The sequence below is a fragment of the Mesorhizobium sp. M1163 genome (genome assembly GCF_040318415.1).
GTDB lineage: Bacteria > Pseudomonadota > Alphaproteobacteria > Rhizobiales > Rhizobiaceae > Mesorhizobium.
The window spans coordinates 1-18,579 of record NZ_JAMYMF010000062.1 but is presented as its reverse complement, the minus strand read 5'-3'; the positions used below and the strand labels follow the sequence as shown (position 1 = coordinate 18,579).

The following is an 18,579-nucleotide window of genomic DNA, read 5'->3' as shown; positions in this document are numbered from 1 at the left end:
GTATTTGGATACTGTTATAGTTGCCTTTTTTGCTTTTTGCCCTCTGCGATTCTGCCCTTCTGCCCTACTGCCCTACTGCCCTACTGCCCTACTGCCCTACTGCCCTCTCTTCAAAGCCACCCGTTCTTGCGAAACCGCCAGTAGAGAACCGTGCAGATCAGGGCGATTGCCGCCAGTACGGCCGGGTAGCCATATTCCATCCTCAGTTCCGGCATGTCGCTGAAATTCATGCCGTAGATGCCGGCGAATGCTGTCGGCACGGCCAAGATGGCGGCCCATGAGGCAAGCTTCTTGGAGATCGCCGTCTCCTGGCTCTGACCGACCAGAAGGCTCGCCTCGAAGGCGAAGGCGAGAACCTCACGCAGGCTGTCGATCTTTTCCTGGACAGTGCGGATGTGGTCGGTGACGTCGCGAAACAGTGGGTGCATGGCTGTATGAATTTGCGGCAGATCGGCGCTGGTCAGCCGCCGGCAGACCTCCACCAGCGGCAGGGCCGCATTACGCAGGCGCAAGAGATCGCGGCGCAGCATGTAAAGCCGCTCGATGTCGGAGCCGGTCATCGGTTTCAGCAGAACCTTGTCCTCGATCGCCTCGACCTCGTTTTCGATCTGCTCGAGCACCGGCATGTAGTTGTCGACGATGAAATCGAGAATGGCGTAGAGGACGAAATCCTCGCCCTTGGCGAGGGAATGCGGACAGCTTTCCCAATGCTGGCGAACGGCGGCGTAGGAGGTCGACGGGCCATGCCTGACGCTGACGATGTAGCCGGCGCCGACGAACAGATGCGTCTCGCCGAAGGTGACACGGCTGTCGATCAACTGCGCCGTGCGGGCAACGATGAACAGGGCATCGCCATATTGCTCGATCTTCGGCCGTTGGTGCGGATGCTCGGCGTCCTCAATCGCCAGCTCATGCAGATGGAATTGCGCCTGGACGCGAAGCAACAAATTGCGGTCGGGCTCCAGCAGTCCGATCCAGACGACATGGCCCGGCTTCCCAGCCCATTCGCCGGCTTCCTCGATGGGTATGTCGGCGATGCGCCGCCCAGCTGTATAGACGCTGCAAGCGATTATGCCCGACATCGGCGGCGCAGGAGCAAACTCGCGGACATATTCCATCGCAGCCTCCTGAAGGCAGGCCTTCATCGCGGAACTGAGAAGTCGGCGCGTCAAAGCTTAGCGCAATTTTCTCTCAGGTGGCGAATCCGAAATTCGCATCAGTGTCGAGCAGCAGGGGAGCTGCTTTTCTGATTTGAGAGCCACTCCACCAAGCCGCGAGTCCAGCGCGGCCACCACGCTTGGTTTCGAGAACTCACTTCGCAGGCAGCGTTGCGGGAAGAATGATCTTGTCCGTCTTGTCGCCCTTCGGGCGATCGGCCGGCATCTGATCGCCGGTGACGATATAGTAGATCGTCTCGGCGATGTTGGTGGCGTGGTCGCCGATGCGCTCGATGTTCTTGGCGCAAAACAGGAGATGCGTGCAGGGCGTGATGTTGCGTGGGTCTTCCATCATGTAGGTCAGCAACTCGCGAAACAGCGAGGTGTACATGGCATCGATCTGGTCGTCGCGATCGCGCACGAAACCGATTTTCTCTACCGAGCGCGACGCATAGACGTCGAGCACTTCCTTGAGCTGGGTCAGTGCCAGATTGGCCAAAGCCTCGAGGCCGCGGAACAGGCTGTTCGGCTGGCGCCCGTCGGCGACGGCAACCACCCGCTTGGCGATGTTCTTGCCGAGGTCGCCTACCCGTTCGAGGTCCGCCGAGATGCGGATCGCTCCGACGATCTCGCGCAAATCCGTCGCCATCGGCTGGCGCGTGGCGATGATGATGATCGCCTTGTCGTCGATCTCGCGCTGCCCCTCATCCAGAACCAGGTCGTCTCGAATGACTTTCTGGGCAAGCCCCGGATCCGCATTGACCAGCGCCGCTACTGCCTGCTCGACCATGCGCTCGGCATGCCCGCCCATCGCCGCGATGCGCTTCGACAGATATTTCAGCTCCTCGTCATAGGCGCTGACGATGTGCACGGACTGCATGGACGAATGCCTTCCCGGGATATCCTTGTTGAGTCGTTCCCTCGAATCCCCGCTGATACGCTAGCCGGATGACAGAAGAAAGAAACGACCCATCATGTGTTACATAGTACCGTGTCAGCGAGCCGGCAAATGAACCGAGAACGCCGCACCCTTGCCGACCTCCGACCTGATGGAGAGCCTGGCGTTGTGGCGCGTCAGGATATGCTTGACGATGGACAGGCCAAGGCCGGTGCCCTTCTGGGTCCGGCTGTTCTCGACATCGACACGGTAGAAGCGCTCGGTGATGCGCGGAATGTGTTCTTCGGGGATGCCGGGGCCGAAATCCCTGATGGTGACGTCGATGCCCGGTTCGGGATCGCCGTCGCCGCGCGTGATCGACACCACGACGCGTCCACCCGACTGGCCGTATTTGCAGGCGTTTTCCAGCAGGTTTTCGAAGACCTGGAAAAGCTCGTCCCGGTCGCCGGGCACGTCGAGCGGCCCTTGTGCGAAATCCCGCTCGATGGCGACGCCGTTTTCCTTGGCCAGCGGCCCAAGCGAATCGATGACGCTGTCGATGGCCTGGCGCAGATCGACCTCGGTTCCCGGCTTAAGATAGGGCTTCATCTCCAGGCGCGACAGCGACAGGAGGTCGTCGATAAGACGCGCCATGCGGCTGGTCTGGTTTTGCATGATCTGCAGGAACTGCTCGCGTGCCGCAGGGTCGTTGCGGGCCGGCCCGCGCAGCGTCTCGATGAAGCCGGCGATCGAGGCGAGAGGGGTGCGCAGCTCATGGCTGGCATTGGCAATGAAGTCGGCGCGCATCCTGTCGATCCGGCGCGCTTCGCTCTGGTCCTTGAACACCAGAACGTAGAGATCCGTGGCGTGGCCGACAGAAGACGCACTCACCCGATAGGCTCGTTCGACCGGCAGCTTTTCGATGTAGTCGACGCTGTCCGAGGCGACGTTGCCCGACAGGATGCTGTCGAGCAAGGCCTGCATTTCCGGCGCGCGGAATTTCAGCGACAGCGATACGCCGGGGGCAATCCCACCAAAGGCTGCAAAGGCGGCGGCGTTGGCATGGACGATGGCGGCGGAGCGATCGAAAATGATCAGCGGATCGGCAACCGCCGCCGCGAGATATTCGCCGGAAAGCCGTTGCAGGCCGCTCGCCTCGATGGCCGCGGCATTTTCGGTCGATTGATGCGCGACGCCGGCCGGCAGCATCGCAGCGGCAACCAGCACGGCGCCTGCCAGCAGCACCACATAGCCGGATATGCCGGCAAAACCATAGACCATCAGAACTGCAACGAAGCCGGCCGCCAGCAGCCAGCGGCTGTTCCACAGCCGCATGGCGACGGCTTGCGCCCTGCCTTTCCGCTCTGTGCCGATGTCGGCCATTTGCGCTCCGTCTGCGGCCACTTCAAGAACTTCTTGCTGGACCGGCGCTAGAGCGCAGTGCGTCCAATTGGACGCACAAAGGACGCTCTACCACTTTATCTGCTGCATCGTTCTTTCCGAAAATCGATTCCGATTTTCGGGCCGATGCAGTAAGGCTCCCAATAGCACGAGTCCGGAAGCTGGAAAGGTTCGCCTCGATGAAAAACGCCAAGGAAAGCCCCGCCGCACCCTCATCGGGGCCGCTGAAGATCATGATCGACGGCAAGGAGAGGGCGTTCGACATCGAGGCCCCCGCGCTTCCCGACTGGGTCGAGGACCGCAAGCTCACCGCCGGCGGTTACCCTTACGACAAGAAGATGAAGAGCGAGGAGTATGACGAGAGGCTAGAGAAGCTGCAGATCGAGCTGGTCAAGGCGCAGGCGTGGCTGCAGTCGACGGGCAAGCGGGTAATGTCGCTGTTCGAGGGGCGCGACGCCGCCGGCAAGGGCGGCACTATCTTCGTTTTGCGCCAGTATCTGAACCCTCGCACGGCGCGCAACGTGGCGCTGACCAAGCCAACGCCCACCGAGCTTGGACAATGGTACTTCCAGCGCTACGTCGACCACTTCCCGACGTCGGGCGAATTCGTCACCTTTGACCGCTCCTGGTACAACCGCGCCGGCGTTGAACCGGTGATGGGATTCTGCACGCCCGCGCAGCACGAGCAATTTCTGGACGAGGTTCCGCATTTCGAGCGGATGATCCGCAACGAGGGCATCTATTTCTTCAAATTCTGGCTGAACATCGGCAGGGAAACGCAGCTTGAGCGATTCCATGACCGTCGCTGGAGCCCGCTGAAGAGCTGGAAGTTTTCGCCGATCGACATCGCCGGCATCACCAAATGGGACGACTACACCAAGGCGCGCGACCTGATGGTCGAACGCACGCACAAGGAGTTCGCGCCCTGGATCATTGTGCGGGCGAACGACAAACGGCGCGCACGGCTGACGGTCATGCAGCGCATTCTCCTGTCACTTCCCTATGACGGCCGTGACCTCGACGTCATCGGCAAGGAGGACAACAAGATCATCGGCGAAGGGCCGACTTTCCTCGAAAAATAAGCTCACCTCATCGATTCACGGCTCTCATGCCGCCATCCGGGCAATCCGCTGCAGCCGCTTCAGCGTGGTGTCGTCCTGCAGCGCCTGCTGGAAAAGCGAGATCTCCTGGTCGATGCGGTCGCAGAGCGCGCCGGTGTCCCCCCTAAGCAGGTCGCGCGTCTGCAGCAGCGCCGCGACTGGCTTCTTGGCGAGCTGCCTGGCTCTGGCCAACGTGGCTTCCTCGACACTGACGTCCGTCACGATCTCGCCGACAAGGCCGAGCTGCCTGGCATCTTCGGCGGCGAGCGTGTCGCCGAGGCAGAAGAAACGGAACGCACCGGCATAGCCGAGCTTCTGCGGCGCCAGGATGCTGGTCGCCGCGTCTGGCACCAGGCCGAAATCGACGAACGGCACCCGGAACGTGCTCTTGCTCGAGGCGATCACCATGTCGCAGTGGAACAGGATGGTGCAGCCGACGCCGACGGCGTCGCCGTCGACACAGGCAAGCACCGGTTTCGGGAACGTCGCCAGCGTGCGGAACATATCGGTGACGGCCGCGATCAATCGCCGATGTTTGGTGGCATCGAGAAATTCGGAGAAATCAGCACCGAGGCAAAAGCACCCGGCCAGGCCGCGCAGGACCACGACGCGGACGTCGTCATCGACAGCGGCTTCATGGAATGTCCTGGCCAGGCTTTCGTAGGCCCGCCTGTCCAGCACCGGGCGGCCGTCACCCGACGATACGGTGACGATCAGCGTGTGATTGCGGAATTCTGTTTTTGAGTGAACGTTCATGGCCCTCTCCAATCTTACGAGGCGCGTCTCTGTCCGAGCATGTCCGGGTACCCTCTGGCCAGCACCGGCGCAAAGTGATTGCGGCGCGATCGCACCACGTCGAGCGTGTGCTCGTTGAAGGTGAGCAGTGTGGCAACGACCTGCTGGTTGCCATAGGTCCGCTGATAGCCGAGCGGCGTTGCCAGGAAATGCAGTTGCAGCGCGCGAAGCACCCACATCGGCTCGAATTCGATGATCACCTGGTTGACGTTGCGCTTCAGACCCCACTCGACGAAGCCGGCGATCAGTTCGGTGCCCACCGTCGACACGCCGCGCCGGCCGTCGCGGAATCCCGGCGCAACCGCATAGCGGGTCAGTTCATAGACATTCGGCCCCGACGGTGGGGTTCCCTCATAAAGGTCCGCCAGCACATCGGTTAGAAGATGTGCCCGGGTCGTCGGCAACATACGCTGGTAACCGGCGAGCTCGCCATTGCGGATGACGATCTGGTGCACTGCCTCGTCGTGGTCGAATTGATCGATCTCGAGGCCATCGGGGCGCTGCAGATCGGTCCATCCCATCTCCTCGACGAAAATCTTGTAACGCAACCGATGAACTGCCTCCCAAAGGCCTGGGCGTTCCATCAATTCCTGGGTGGTGAGGGAAAAAAGCATTTGCCGTCTCCTAGGTTCAATAGGAAAATACGGCCGTGCTCCCCCGAGAAAATTACGCGATCACGTAGGCAAGAATTTCTAGGCCGGCGCGGCCGACCTAGTTAATATAGCCGCGCCTTATCGCTTCCGCGACGGCTTGGACCCGGTTGACGGCACCGAGTTTGCTTTTGGCGTTAAGAAGGTGTTTCTCTGACGTGTGTTCCGAAATGCCGAGAATTTGGGAAATCTCCCATTCGGACTTGCCAACGGCGGCCCATTGCAGGCATTCGCGCTCACGCGGCGTCAATTCGACATGGTCGATGGTTTTGCCCGCCATGGTGTGGAGCTGCATGGCGCGGCCAATCGCATAAGTCGAGACCAACGAGACCAACCCGAACTCGGCGCCCGACAATTCGACAGCCTCGCCGCCCAGCGACACCATGACGATCTGGCCATCGAGCGTGATCAGCGGGAAGGCCAACCCGTCGCGCAGCTTGAATTCACCGGCGTCGCCCATCACCTCGCCGCCGCTCTTGCCGATGCGGATGCCCTGAGACGCTTCCCGCCACTGGAACGGCGCCTGAAGCTGCTTCATGTGGCTGACGACGGGATCGTGATCGACGTAGTTGCGCGCGACGTAGCGCTCAAGCCATTCAGCCGGCCAGTCGCAAAGCAGCACATGGTTCTTTTGCTGATTTCTCGGCGTTCCAGGTTGGGGAACCGTCCCGGCCATCAGCGCCGTCAGCCCGAACCCGCTTGTTACCCCCAGCAGCTTTTCGCAGACGGCGGCCGCTGTGCCGGCGTGCTGCAACTGATCTATCAACTCCAGGGTACGATCGAAATGACCCATCGCAACATCTACCCCATGTTGCCTTCCGCACTTGAGACCAATGGCAGTGATCAACCCGCACTACGCCATCAACCCCGGACTGCAAAGCTGCTCCCTCTGTACGCCCCACCGCTCCTCTTCAGCCGGCATCATACAGTCACTTGCAAACTCACTAAACAATATCCCTAAATTGCCATGATGAAACCAAAAACCGTTGTGCCTGAGTTATTTTCGTACAAGAACCTGTGTTATTTCGTACGAAAGCCGGGGCAAGACTGGACGGAGTCGTCGCGTGGCGTTTCGGTGCATATCCATTTCATTGATCTCGATGCTGATCGGAGTGCAATCGCTTGCGGGTGCTGCGCGCGCTGCGGAGCCGCAGGTGCCGGTGTTTTGGGACGCCAAGGTGCGGCTGCCAAAGCCGGACCTTTCGATGCTGCCGCGGCTGCGATTCCTGACCACCACCGATTTCCCGCCCTTCAACTTTCTCGACGGGGCAGGCCGACTGTCCGGCTTCCATGTGGACCTGGCGCGCGCCATCTGCGCCGAGCTCGGCATTGCCGAAAAATGCCAGATCCAGGCGCTGCCCTGGGCCGAGCTCGAAGGCGCGCTGCGGAAAGGCGAAGGCGAAGCGATCATTGCCGGAATCGCCGCCACGCCGGAATCGCGGTCGAAATACGCGTTTTCACGCTCCTACCTGCAATTTCCGGCACGCTTCGTCGTGCCGAAGACACAGGCGCTGACGGAACCAATGTTCGACAAGCTGCGCAGCAAGCGTGTCGGCGTGATCGCCGGCTCCGGGCATGAGCGGATGTTGCGCGATTATTTCGGCGACGTCCAAATCGTCCCCTTCGCAAAGCCGGAGGAGCTTTATGGCGAGCTGAAAGCCGGCAAGATCGACGCCGCCTTCGGCGATGGCATGCGTTTTGCGTTCTGGCTCGGCGGTTCGGATGCGGCGGGCTGCTGCCGCTTTGCCGGCGGCCCCTATCTGGCGCCCGAATATCTCGGCTCGGGCATGGCGATCGCCACTAGGGCCGACGATCCGGCCCTGGCCGCCGCTTTCGACTATGCGCTGCAGGAAATTTCGGTGAAAGGCACGTTCGCCGAGTTCTATCTGCGCTATTTTCCGGTCAGCTTTTTCTGAGCTTGGCTGCTGGCTCAGGTCAGCGTGCGAAGGCGGGCCTTGGCGGCTCGCGCGATGGCGGCGACCGTCAGCGCATCGAGGTCGAGTTCCCGGCGGACGAGCTGCAGCACGCGCACCTCCTCCAGTCGCATTTCGAGATCGACGGCCGCGACCTCGAAGGCAGCGGCATAGGCGGTGTCACGCAGGCGGTCGGGCAGCGCCTCGGCGACGCGCGCCAGGACGCCCTCCAGCCCGTCCTTTTCTTGCAGCATTTTCTGGCAGGCCTGGGCGACCTCGACCAGCCGCTCCTGATTGAAATCCTCAAACACCGGCCAGGATCGAACGACGTCGCCGATCCGCGCCAGTTCGACATCGGTCATGTCGCGGTCTGACGCCGAGGTGATGACCATCAGGTAGATCATGGCTTCGTGTGGCGACAATGGCATTTACAACTCCTTGAGACGGGTCCCGAAGTTAGGAACGAGGGACCGGCGCCGCAAGGAAAAAGAGCCGCGATCGTTGACGCTCCGGTCAGGCCCTGAAGCCTGATCCATACCGACTAAATGGGACGGGGCTCATATCTTCTTGCCTGATCACGGTCCTGCCCGGAAACCGGGTTCCACTTTTCGGGATCATAGTCTAGAGCATGCGGCTGCCGGCACGGATGCCGGCAAAGCTGCAGGAAATAGCATCATGGCCGGACAACAGCCGATCGATCTCAGCCCGGAAGTCCTCACCGCCGCCGCCGAAAGCAAGGCGTGGCCGTTCGAGGAAGCGAAAAAGATCGTCGCCCGCTACGCGAGCAGCGGCTACCCGGAAACGGTGCTGTTCGAGACCGGCTACGGCCCGTCGGGGCTGCCGCATATCGGCACTTTCGGCGAGGTGGCGCGCACATCTATGGTGCGCCACGCCTTCCGAGTGCTGACCGAAGACAAGGTCAAGACGCGGCTGCTGTGCTTCTCCGATGACATGGACGGATTGCGCAAGGTGCCGGACAATGTGCCTAACAAGGACATGCTGCGCGCGTATCTCGGCAAGCCGCTGACCCGGATACCGGACCCTTTCTCCAATGAGTATCCGTCCTTCGGCGCCGCCAATAACGCACGGTTGCGCGCCTTCCTCGACCGTTTCGGCTTCGATTACGAATTCGCTTCCTCGACCGACTATTATACTTCCGGCCGCTTCGACGCGACGCTGCTCAAGATGCTCGAGCGCTTCGATAAGGTGATGGCAATTATGCTGCCGTCGCTGCGTGAAGAGCGGGCGCAGAGCTATTCGCCCTTCCTGCCGATCCATCCCAAGACCGGCATCGTCATGCAAGTCGCGATCGATGAGCGCAAGCTCGACGCCGGCACCATCGTGTGGCGCGACCCGGACACCGGCGAGCGCTTCGAGACGCCGGTGACCGGCGGTCATGCCAAGCTGCAATGGAAGCCAGACTGGGCGATGCGCTGGGCAGCACTCGGCGTCGATTACGAGATGTCCGGCAAGGATCTGATCGATTCCGTCAAGCTCGCCGGGCAGATTTGCCGTGCGCTCGATGCTCCAGCGCCGGAGGGCTTCAATTATGAGCTGTTCCTCGACGAGCACGGCCAGAAGATCTCGAAGTCGAAGGGCAATGGGCTAACCATCGACGAGTGGCTGACTTATGCGCCGACCGAGAGCCTTAGCCTTTATATGTTCCAGCGCCCGCGAACCGCGAAGAAGCTTTATTTCGACGTCATCCCGAAGGCGGTAGACGAATATTACACGTTCCTCTCTGCTTATCAGAAGCAGGATTGGAAAGAACGGCTGGGCAATCCGGTCTGGCACATGCATGACGGCAATCCGCCTATCATCGACCTGCCGGTGTCGTTCGCGCTGCTGCTCAACCTGGTCAGCGCCTCGAATGCGCAGAACAGGGACGTGCTGTGGGGCTTCATTTCGCGCCACGCACCGGGTGTGACGCCGGCAACTCACCCCGAACTCGACCGGCTGACCGAATATGCGATCCGCTATTTCGACGATTTCGTGAAGCCGGCTAAGGTGTACCGTGCCGCCGACGCGGTCGAGCGCGAGGCGCTGACCAAACTTTCGGAAGCGCTCGCCGCGCTGCCCGCTGACGCCGCCGGCGAGGCGATCCAGAACGCCGCCCTCAATGTCGCGCGCAAGATCGAGCGCTACCAGGATCGTTCCAAGCAGAGCCCTGAGGGTGGACCCGGCGTCTCCGTCGCCTTCTTCCAGATGATTTATCAGGTGCTGATAGGTCAGGAACGCGGGCCGCGCTTCGGTTCCTTCGCCGCACTCTACGGCATTGCCGAAACGCGTGAGCTCATTCGACGGGCGCTTGCTGGTCAGCTGGCGGCTTGAGGACGCCGTCCTGCTCCTCCAGGATCGAGCCCGGCGCCACAGGCGCGGATCGCGACGCAGCCGGGAGCGGCGGCAGGCCTGAGACGCTCGGCGCCGGCCCGAAGACGCCCTTTTTCGCTGCACGCGCCTTCTCGCCGGCTTCTATGTAAGCGCCGCCCTTGGCGGCGCGCGCCCAGCCGTTTTCGACCAACCATTGGCCGATATCCTGATTGCCGATCCGGCACTCGGCGGCGATCAGGTCACGGCCGCCTTCGGGCGGCACGGCACAGACCACCGCACGACCGCGCAGAAAAGCGCGGAAGGCAGTTCGCGCCCGGATGCCGCAACTCCAAGACTTGCCGCCGTCGGTGCAAGTCTCGTCCTGCTTGACGATGTCGATGCCGGAAACCGCAATCGAATAGCCCTTTGCCTCGATGACCCCGGCGGCCGGCGCGACCGGCTGGAACAGTTTCGTGCCTTTCCAGTCGTCAGGCATTTTCGTTTTTGGCGGCCTGGGCAGTCCGGCCAATGCCCGATCGCTCAACGGTGCGCGCGGCTCAATCCGTTCAAGCTCGTCGGAACCGAGCTGCGGCGGCACCACGATTTCCGGATCGATTGCCCTTGAATGCGTAGCCTGCTTGGCCGCCTCTGGTTTCGAGATGGCCGACGTAGCCGGCGCGGCGGGCTGGGGTTCAGCGCTGACCTGAATTTGCTCGCCAGGGCCGCCGCTTTGGTTCTGGACGGCGCGGCCGCCAATGACAATTGCCGTGGCCATCGCCGGAATCGCCAGAACGGCCAAGGCAAGGTGAGGCAGACGCACCGGCCCCGCGCCTACTGGCTTGCCCAGACAATCCGCGCCACCCATTCGACATCACGCATGGGAATGTCGCGGTCCGGATGATCGGGATTGAGGGAGACCAGCGCGATCGACTTCGGTGTCTGGCGGTCGAGCACCTTGGCCATCACCTCGCCGGCATTGGTCTTGACGACGACGCGATCGCCCTTTCGTATGATAGCCCCCGGCTCGACGATCAGGACATCGCCATTGCGGTAAAGCGGCAGCATGGAATCGCCCTGGACCTTCAACGCATAGGAGGTTTCGGTTGCCCGTGCCGGCAGCTCGATCAGGTCCCATCCCTGCCCCGCCGGAAACCCGGCGTCGTCGAAGAAGCCACCGGCGCCCGCCTGGGCGAAGCCGAGCAGCGGCACCGACGATTTCTGCACGGGCAGTGCGCCGGAATTACCCCGGCCTTCGACCAGCCCCGCAAATTCATCCAGCGAGGCGCCGGTCGCCTCGATGATCTTGGCCAGCGATTCGGTCGACGGCCAGCGCGGCCGCCCATCCGAGGACAGCCGCTTCGATTTGTTGAAGGCCGTCGAGTCGAGGCCAGCGCGCCTGGCCAGCCCGGAGGCCGAAAGCGAATAACGCTCGGCGAGAGCGTCGATGGCGGCCCAAACGCGGTCATGCGAGAGCACCTTGCTCTCCTTCGAAACAGGAAAAAATACCTTCCCTGTTCTACCTCTTGGCCGCCATCTTGTCCACCGCCGAAGACGGCGTCACGCTGCCTCCTTGGCCTCGTTCCTGTCATAGGGATCGAAACGCTCATAGAAGGTCTCGCCCTTCTCGGCCATGTCGAGCAGCAGCTTCGGCGCCCTGAACTCGGCGCCGTATTTCTTCTGCAGGCGCTTGGCGATCTTGACGAATTTCTTCGCGCCGATGCCGTCGATGTAGGACAGTGCACCGCCTGTGTAGGGCGCGAAGCCGAAGGCCAGGATCGAGCCGACATCGGCCTCGCGTGGATCGGTAACGATGCCCTCCTCCATCACCCGTGCCGCCTCAAGCGCGATGGTGACCAGCAGCCGCTGCTTCAGTTCCTCATAATCGACCCTCTCCGGCGCCAGTTGCGGGTAGAGGTCCCTGAGGCCTGGCCACAGCTTCTTCTTGGCAGGTTTTGCCGGATAGTCGTAGAAGCCCTTGCTGTTCTTGCGACCCAAGCGACCGTGTGTGTCGACCATCGTGCTGATCAGCGCCATCTGCTTCGGGTCGACCGCCTTGTCGCCGAGATCGCGCATCGTCTGCTTCATGATCTTCTGGGCAAGGTCGATCGCGGTCTCGTCGGTCAACGCCAGAGGACCGACCGGCATGCCGGCGGCTTTCGCCGCATTCTCGATCATCGGCGCCGGAACACCTTCGATCAGCATCTTGTAGGCTTCCGACATGTAGCGCAGTACGCAGCGATTGACATAGAAACCGCGCGTATCGTTGACGACAATCGGGGTTTTCTTGATGGCGCGGACAAAGTCGATCGCGGTGGCCAGCGCTTTGTCGCCGGTCTTCTTGCCGAGGATGATCTCGACCAGCATCATCTTGTCGACCGGCGAGAAGAAGTGGATGCCGATGAAATTCTTTGGCCGCGCCGAATTCCTGGCCAGCGATGTAATCGGTATGGTGGACGTATTCGAGGCGAAGGTCGCCGAAGGCTTGAGCACAGCCTCGGCCTGTTCGGTGGCGCCCTTCTTTACGGCCGAATCCTCGAATACCGCCTCGACGACAAGATCGCAGCCGGCGAGATCGGCGTAATCGGCCGTCGGCGTGATCAGCGTCAGCAACTGGTCCTTGTCCTGTGGCTTGGCACGGCCCTTCTTCACCTGATCCAAGATAAGGTTGTCGGAATGCGCCTTGCCCTTGGCGGCAGACTCCATGTCACGGTCGAGCAGCACCACCGGAATGCCCGCCTTGGCCGTCACATAGGCAATGCCGGCGCCCATGAAGCCGGCGCCGAGCACGCCGATCTTCTTGAACCTCGTTTCCGGCACACCGGCCGGGCGGCGCGCGCCCTTGTTCAGTTCCTGGAGCGACACGAACAACGAGCGGATCATCGCTGCCGCTTCCCTGGTCTGCATGATCTCGGTGAAGTAGCGCTGCTCGATCCGCAAGGCGGTGTCGAACGGCACCAGCAAGCCCTCGTAAACGCATTTCAGGATGGCGGCAGCGGCGGGATAGTTACCATAGGTCTCGCGGCGCAGGATGGCGATGGCCGGCGGCCACAGATTGGCACCGGCCACCGAATAGATCGGAGCGCCGGGCAGCTTGAAGCCTTTTTCGTCCCAGGGCGCCACCGGTTTCAAGCCGTTCCTGATCATCGCCTTGGCGGTTTCGACCAGCTTGTCCGGCTCGGCAATCTCATGGATCAGGCCCATCGACTTGGCCCTCTGCGGCGACAACGTCTGGCCGGAGGTCAGCATTTGCAGCGCCTGCTGCTGGTCGGTCAGTCGCGGCACGCGCTGGGTTCCGCCGGCGCCGGGAAAAATGCCGATCTTCACTTCGGGAAGTGCCATCCTCACCTTGTCGGAATCGGCTGCGACACGGCCATGGCAGGCGAGCGACAATTCGAACGCGCCGCCCATGCAGGTGCCGTTGATCGCCGAAACCCAAGGCTTGCCCGAGGTTTCCAGCTTACGGAACAGGCCGTTCATATAGCCCGCATTGTCGAACAGCGCCTTGGTCGCCTTCTCTGGGTCCTTTGCCTTGTCGGCGGCGAAGGTCGCCAGCATCTTCTGCAGCATGGTGATGTCGGCGCCGCCCGAGAACGTATCCTTGCCAGAAGTGATCACCGCCCCCTTGATCGCAGCGTCGTTCGCCACTTTGTCGACGATGGCGTTCAGTTCGAGCATCACCTCTTGGGTGAAGACGTTCATCGAACGGTCCGGCATGTCCCAGGTGACCAGCGCAATGCCGTCGGCGTCGATGTCGAGGGTGAAATTGCTGTAGCTCATCATCTCTCTCCGTCAGACGCGTTCGATGATCGTTGCGGTGCCCATGCCGGCGCCGATGCAAAGCGTCACCAGCGCGGTGTTCAGGTCGCGGCGTTCCAATTCGTCCAGCACCGTACCGAAGATCATCGCACCGGTGGCGCCCAGCGGATGGCCCATGGCGATGGCGCCGCCATTGACGTTGATCCGGTCATGAGGAATGTCGAAAGCCTGCATGTAGCGCAGCACCACCGAAGCGAAGGCCTCGTTAAGCTCGAACAGGTCGATGTCCGACAGCTTCATCTTCGCCCGCCTCAACAGCTTTTCGGTGACGTCGACCGGACCGGTCAGCATCAGCACCGGTTCGGAGCCGATGTTGGCAAAGGCGCGGATACGCGCGCGCGGCTTGAGGTCGAGCGTCTTTCCCGCCTTTTTCGAGCCGAGCAGCACGGCCGCCGCGCCATCGACGATGCCGGACGAATTGCCGGCATGGTGGACGTGGTTGACCTCTTCCACCTCGGGATGCTTCTGCACCGCGACGGCGTCGAAGCCGCCCATTTCGCCGGGCATGACGAAGGACGGGTTGAGCGCGGCCAGCGACTGCATGTCGGTCGAAGGCCGCATGTGCTCGTCGTGATCGAGAATGGTCAGGCCGTTCTGGTCCTTGACCGAGATCACCGAATTCTTGAAGCGGCCCTCGCCCCACGCCTTGGCGGCACGCTTCTGGCTTTCGACCGCGTAGGCATCGACGTCGTCGCGCGAAAACCCGTACTTGGTGGCGATCAGGTCGGCCGATATGCCTTGCGGCACGAACCAGCCGGGCAGGCCGACCGAAGGATCCATGAACCAGGGGCCGCCGGAGGCGCCCATGCCGACCCGCGACATCGATTCGACGCCACCGGCAATCACGATCTCGTCGGCGCCTTGCGCGATCTTGGCGGCGCCGAAATTGATGGCGTCGAGGCCCGAGGCGCAGAAGCGCGATATCTGCATGCCAGGCGCCTTGGTGTCGTAGCCGGCCTCGAAAGCAGCGGCACGTGGAATGACTGCACCCGCCTCGCCAACCGGATCGACACAGCCGAAGATGATGTCGTCGACGGTGCAGGTGTCCAGCCCGTTGCGGTCGCGGATCGCCTCGAGCACCTTGGCGCCGAGCCGCACCGCCGGCACTTCGTGCAGCGAGCCATCCTTCTTGCCCCTGCCGCGCGGCGTGCGCACGGCATCATAGACGTAAGCTTCGGCCATTTTCCTGCTCCTTGGGTTTGCTGAAAGTCGCTCAGAGAGAGCGCCCGATCAGCAATTTCATGATCTCGTTGGTTCCGCCGTAGATGCGCTGGACGCGGGCGTCGCGGAACATGCGCGCAATCGGATATTCATTCATGTAGCCATAGCCGCCATGCAATTGAAGGCATTCGTCGACGACTTTTCCCTGCAGGTCTGACAGCCAGTATTTGGCCATCGAGGCCGTCACCGGGTCGAGGCCGCCGTTAATGTGGCGGGCAACGCAGTCATTGTAGAAGACGCGCCCAATGGTCGCCTCGGTCTTCAATTCGGCCAGCTTGAACTGGGTGTTCTGGAATTCGATGATGGCCTTGCCGAAGGCCTTGCGCTCCTTGACGTAGTCGATGGTAAGAGCCAGCGCCCGCTCGACCATGGCGATAGCAGTGGTGCCGATCTGCAGCCGCTCCTGCGGCAATTGCTGCATCAGCTGGACGAAGCCCTGGCCTTCCTCGTTGGCAAGCAGGTTCGAGGTCGGCACACGCACGTCGTTGAAGAACAGTTCCGACGTGTCGTTGGCCTTGAGGCCGATCTTGTCGAGGTTGCGGCCGCGCTCGAAGCCCTCCACCTCGTCGGTCTCGACGACGATCAGCGAGATGCCCTTGGCACCTTTCTGCGGATCGGTCTTGGTGACGACGATGATGAAGTTAGCGAGCTGGCCGTTGGTGATAAAGGTCTTCGAGCCGTTGAGTTTGTACTGGTTGCCGTCCTTTTCGGCGCGCGTCTTGACGCCCTGCAGGTCGGAGCCCGCACCCGGCTCGGTCATGGCGATGGCGCCGATCAGTTCGCCGGTCGCCAGCCTCGGCAGCCATTTCTTCTTCTGCTCGTCCGAGCCGTAATGGAGGATGTAGGGGGCGACGATCGAATTGTGCAGGCCAATGCCGAACCCGTCGACGCCGACATGGGCGATCGCCTCGATGATGGCGCTCTCATGCGCGAAGCTGCCGCCCGAGCCGCCATATTCCTCCGGCATCGAGGCGCAGAGCAGGCCGGCCGCACCCGCCTTCAGCCAGCTTTCGCGGTCGACCATCTCGTTCTTCTCGAACTCGTCGTAACGCGGCGCGATCTCTTCCGACATGAAGCGGTGCGCCATGTCATAAAGCATGCCGACCTCGTCCGCCGCCCAGGCGGGTTTTGGAAGGCCAAGGATTTCGGCGGGACTGGTCATGTTTATTCTCTGATCCTCCTTCCAAGCACGCCGCCAGAATTGAGGCTGGCGCGCTGCCGTGGCGCCCTCTCCCGGCCGCTTCGCGGCCACCCTCCTCGCGAGGAAGAGGGGAGCCTAGAACGCTTCGGCCGGCAGCGCCATCAATGTGTCGGCGCCGCTGGAGATGCGGGCAAGGTGCGCCGCCGTCTCCGGCATGATCCGCTCCACGAAGAAGCGCGCCGTCACCAGCTTGTTGTCGTAGAAGGACGAAGCGCCGTCGGCGCCATTCGCCAATTTCGCTGCGGCCACCCTGGCCATCTGCGCCCACATATAGCCTAGCGCCACCAGGCCGAAGAGATGCATGTAGTCGGTCGAGGCGGCACCGGCATTGTCGGGCTTGGCCATGCCGTTCTGCATCAGCCACATCGTCGCCGCCTGCAGCTCGTTGAGGCTCTTCTTCAGCGCCTTGGTGAAGGGCGCCATCTTCTCGTCGGTGCGGTTCTCCTCGCAGAACTCGCCGACTTCCCTAAAGAACGCCTGCACCGCGCGACCGCCATTCAAGGCCAGCTTGCGGCCGACGAGGTCGAGTGCCTGGATGCCGTTGGCACCCTCATAGATCATGGCGATGCGGGCATCGCGGACGAACTGGCTCATGCCGTGCTCTTCTATATAGCCGTGGCCTCCGAACACCTGCTGCGCCATTACCGCATGATCGAAACCCTTGTCGGTGAGCACGCCCTTGACCACCGGCGTCATCAGCCCGGTGTAGTCGTCGGCGGCCTGGCGGTCCTTGTCGTCACCGGAGCGGTGAGCGATGTCGGACTTGATCGCCGTCCACAGCGCCAGCGCCCGACCGGCCTCGTTGAAAGCTTTCATGGTCATCAGGCTGCGGCGGATGTCCGGATGGACGATGATCGGATCGGCCTTCCTGTCCGGCGCCTTCAGCCCTGACAGCGAGCGGCCCTGCAGACGATCCTTGGCGTAGGAAACCGCATTCTGATAGGCAACCTCCGACAGTGAGAGCCCCTGCAGGCCGACGCCAAGCCGCGCCTCATTCATCATGGTGAACATGGCTTTCAGCCCGCCATTGGCCTCGCCGAGCAGTGTGCCTTCAGCGTCGTCATAATTCATGACGCAGGTCGAATTGCCATGGATTCCCATCTTCTCCTCGATCGAGCCACAGGAGACGGTGTTCTTCTCGCCCGGATTGCCTGATGCATCGAGCTTGAGCTTCGGCACGATGAACAGCGAGATGCCCTTCACGCCATCCGGCGCGCCCTCGATACGGGCCAGCACGAGGTGGACGATGTTTCCCGACATGTCATGCTCGCCGGCCGAGATGAATATCTTCTGGCCGGAGATCCTGTAGGTGCCGTCGCCATTTGGAACGGCCTTGGTGCGCAGCAAGCCGAGATCGGTTCCGCAGTGCGGCTCGGTCAGGTTCATGGTGCCGGTCCAGGCGCCCTCGACCAGCTTCGGCAACCATGTCGCCTTCTGCTCTTTGGTGCCATGGGTGATGATCGCAGCGATCGCACCTTGCGTCAGTCCGGCATACATCATCAGCGACATATTGGCCGACACCATATATTCGGCAACCGCAGTATGCACTGCATAGGGCAAGCCTTGCCCGCCAAACTCGACAGGTGCGGCGAGCCCCATCCAGCCACCTTCGCGATACTGGTCGAAGGCTTCCTTGAAGCCTTTTGGCGTCGTCACCGACCCGTCGACATGGCGCACACAACCTTCCACGTCGCCGACACGGTTGAGCGGCTGCATGACGTTTTCGGCGAGCTTCGCGCCCTCGGCAAGGATGGCCTCGAGCGCGTCCGGCGTCGCGTCGGAAAATCCGGGAAGATTGGAATAGCGCTGATAGCCCAGCACCTCGTTCAGCACGAACAGCGTGTCCCGGATCGGCGCTCTGTAGATCGGCATGCGTTTCCTCCACCATGCGGTCTTGGCCCCGAAATCAGCCTCAGCATATGAGGATGGCAGACGGACCAACGTTGCGGTCGAGATAACAAATATTGACGTTTTCGTAAACGTCAATTCTGCGATGGGGCAAATTTTCTCCCGCGCGCCAAGACGGCAAACGGCGAAGGACGGTAACGACGAAGAACCGCGCGGCGGAAGCCGCGCGGGTGTGATTAGTGAGAAATAGGGCGGTTTTGTTTTTCTCGCCCCCCTGGCCAGCGGCGCCG

At 62.0% G+C, this 18,579-nt stretch carries 17 protein-coding genes; 3 read left to right on the top strand and 14 right to left on the bottom strand.

The window, feature by feature from the left end; translation table 11 throughout:
- Nucleotides 1-110: 110 nt before the first annotated feature.
- The 3 genes from NKH43_RS33290 to NKH43_RS33280 all read right to left on the bottom strand — a co-directional run bounded on the left by NKH43_RS33290 (nucleotide 111) and on the right by NKH43_RS33280 (nucleotide 3,417).
- On the bottom strand, nucleotides 111-1,118 hold the full coding sequence (locus tag NKH43_RS33290; RefSeq protein WP_352861740.1) for a magnesium and cobalt transport protein CorA: 1,008 nt from the start codon (nucleotides 1,116-1,118) through the stop codon (nucleotides 111-113).
- A 193-nt stretch (nucleotides 1,119-1,311) separates the two neighbouring features.
- On the bottom strand, nucleotides 1,312-2,037 hold the full coding sequence (phoU, locus tag NKH43_RS33285; protein WP_352861738.1) for a phosphate signaling complex protein PhoU: 726 nt from the start codon (nucleotides 2,035-2,037) through the stop codon (nucleotides 1,312-1,314).
- A 114-nt stretch (nucleotides 2,038-2,151) separates the two neighbouring features.
- Nucleotides 2,152-3,417 (bottom strand): ATP-binding protein, encoded by a 1,266-nt coding sequence (locus NKH43_RS33280; RefSeq protein ID WP_352861736.1) that lies wholly within the window; start codon nucleotides 3,415-3,417, stop codon nucleotides 2,152-2,154.
- A 197-nt stretch (nucleotides 3,418-3,614) separates the two neighbouring features.
- Between NKH43_RS33280 and ppk2 the strand changes: the two genes are divergently transcribed.
- Complete coding sequence (ppk2, locus tag NKH43_RS33275) at nucleotides 3,615-4,517, top strand: polyphosphate kinase 2 (protein ID WP_352861734.1); 903 nt, start codon at nucleotides 3,615-3,617, stop codon at nucleotides 4,515-4,517.
- 24 nt (nucleotides 4,518-4,541) lie between these two features.
- Here the strand turns inward: ppk2 and NKH43_RS33270 are convergent, their stop codons facing one another.
- The 3 genes from NKH43_RS33270 to NKH43_RS33260 form a co-directional block, all read right to left on the bottom strand.
- Nucleotides 4,542-5,291 (bottom strand): enoyl-CoA hydratase-related protein, encoded by a 750-nt coding sequence (locus tag NKH43_RS33270; protein WP_023719501.1) that lies wholly within the window; start codon nucleotides 5,289-5,291, stop codon nucleotides 4,542-4,544.
- A 14-nt stretch (nucleotides 5,292-5,305) separates the two neighbouring features.
- On the bottom strand, nucleotides 5,306-5,944 hold the full coding sequence (locus NKH43_RS33265) for an acyl-homoserine-lactone synthase (RefSeq protein ID WP_023719502.1): 639 nt from the start codon (nucleotides 5,942-5,944) through the stop codon (nucleotides 5,306-5,308).
- A gap of 97 nt (nucleotides 5,945-6,041) precedes the next feature.
- Complete coding sequence (locus NKH43_RS33260; RefSeq protein WP_023719503.1) at nucleotides 6,042-6,773, bottom strand: helix-turn-helix transcriptional regulator; 732 nt, start codon at nucleotides 6,771-6,773, stop codon at nucleotides 6,042-6,044.
- A gap of 271 nt (nucleotides 6,774-7,044) precedes the next feature.
- On the opposite strand from NKH43_RS33260, the gene NKH43_RS33255 reads away from it, so the two are divergent.
- A complete protein-coding gene (locus tag NKH43_RS33255) occupies nucleotides 7,045-7,896 on the top strand; it encodes an ABC transporter substrate-binding protein (RefSeq protein WP_352482486.1) in 852 nt (283 codons plus the stop codon).
- Nucleotides 7,897-7,910: 14 nt separating this feature from the next.
- Here NKH43_RS33255 and NKH43_RS33250 read toward each other — a convergent pair whose 3' ends face one another.
- Nucleotides 7,911-8,321 (bottom strand): tellurite resistance TerB family protein, encoded by a 411-nt coding sequence (locus NKH43_RS33250; RefSeq protein WP_023719505.1) that lies wholly within the window; start codon nucleotides 8,319-8,321, stop codon nucleotides 7,911-7,913.
- A gap of 247 nt (nucleotides 8,322-8,568) precedes the next feature.
- Between NKH43_RS33250 and NKH43_RS33245 the strand changes: the two genes are divergently transcribed.
- Complete coding sequence (locus tag NKH43_RS33245; protein ID WP_352716970.1) at nucleotides 8,569-10,224, top strand: lysine--tRNA ligase; 1,656 nt, start codon at nucleotides 8,569-8,571, stop codon at nucleotides 10,222-10,224.
- Here the strand turns inward: NKH43_RS33245 and NKH43_RS33240 are convergent.
- From NKH43_RS33240 to NKH43_RS33210, 7 genes are all read right to left on the bottom strand, one after another.
- A complete protein-coding gene (locus NKH43_RS33240; protein ID WP_352861732.1) occupies nucleotides 10,187-11,023 on the bottom strand; it encodes a thermonuclease family protein in 837 nt (278 codons plus the stop codon). The genes NKH43_RS33245 and NKH43_RS33240 overlap by 38 nt on opposite strands.
- Before the next feature lie 11 nt (nucleotides 11,024-11,034).
- Nucleotides 11,035-11,679 carry a S24 family peptidase gene (locus tag NKH43_RS33235; RefSeq protein WP_023719508.1) on the bottom strand — a complete coding sequence of 215 codons (645 nt, stop codon included), beginning with the start codon at nucleotides 11,677-11,679 and terminating at the stop codon, nucleotides 11,035-11,037.
- An 81-nt stretch (nucleotides 11,680-11,760) separates the two neighbouring features.
- The gene (locus NKH43_RS33230; RefSeq protein ID WP_352861730.1) at nucleotides 11,761-13,980 is read right to left on the bottom strand and encodes a 3-hydroxyacyl-CoA dehydrogenase NAD-binding domain-containing protein; all 2,220 of its coding nucleotides are present in this window, start codon (nucleotides 13,978-13,980) and stop codon (nucleotides 11,761-11,763) included.
- Between the two features lie 12 nt (nucleotides 13,981-13,992).
- Nucleotides 13,993-15,201, bottom strand: coding sequence for an acetyl-CoA C-acetyltransferase (locus NKH43_RS33225; protein ID WP_352861729.1), 1,209 nt, complete (start codon nucleotides 15,199-15,201; stop codon nucleotides 13,993-13,995).
- 31 nt (nucleotides 15,202-15,232) lie between these two features.
- On the bottom strand, nucleotides 15,233-16,402 hold the full coding sequence (locus NKH43_RS33220; protein WP_352861728.1) for an acyl-CoA dehydrogenase family protein: 1,170 nt from the start codon (nucleotides 16,400-16,402) through the stop codon (nucleotides 15,233-15,235).
- Between the two features lie 114 nt (nucleotides 16,403-16,516).
- Nucleotides 16,517-18,313, bottom strand: a complete 1,797-nt coding sequence (locus tag NKH43_RS33215; protein WP_352861726.1) for an acyl-CoA dehydrogenase — start codon at nucleotides 18,311-18,313, stop codon at nucleotides 16,517-16,519.
- Nucleotides 18,314-18,353: 40 nt separating this feature from the next.
- On the bottom strand, nucleotides 18,354-18,579 hold a 226-nt coding region (locus NKH43_RS33210), incomplete at its 5' end, for a hypothetical protein (RefSeq protein WP_352861724.1).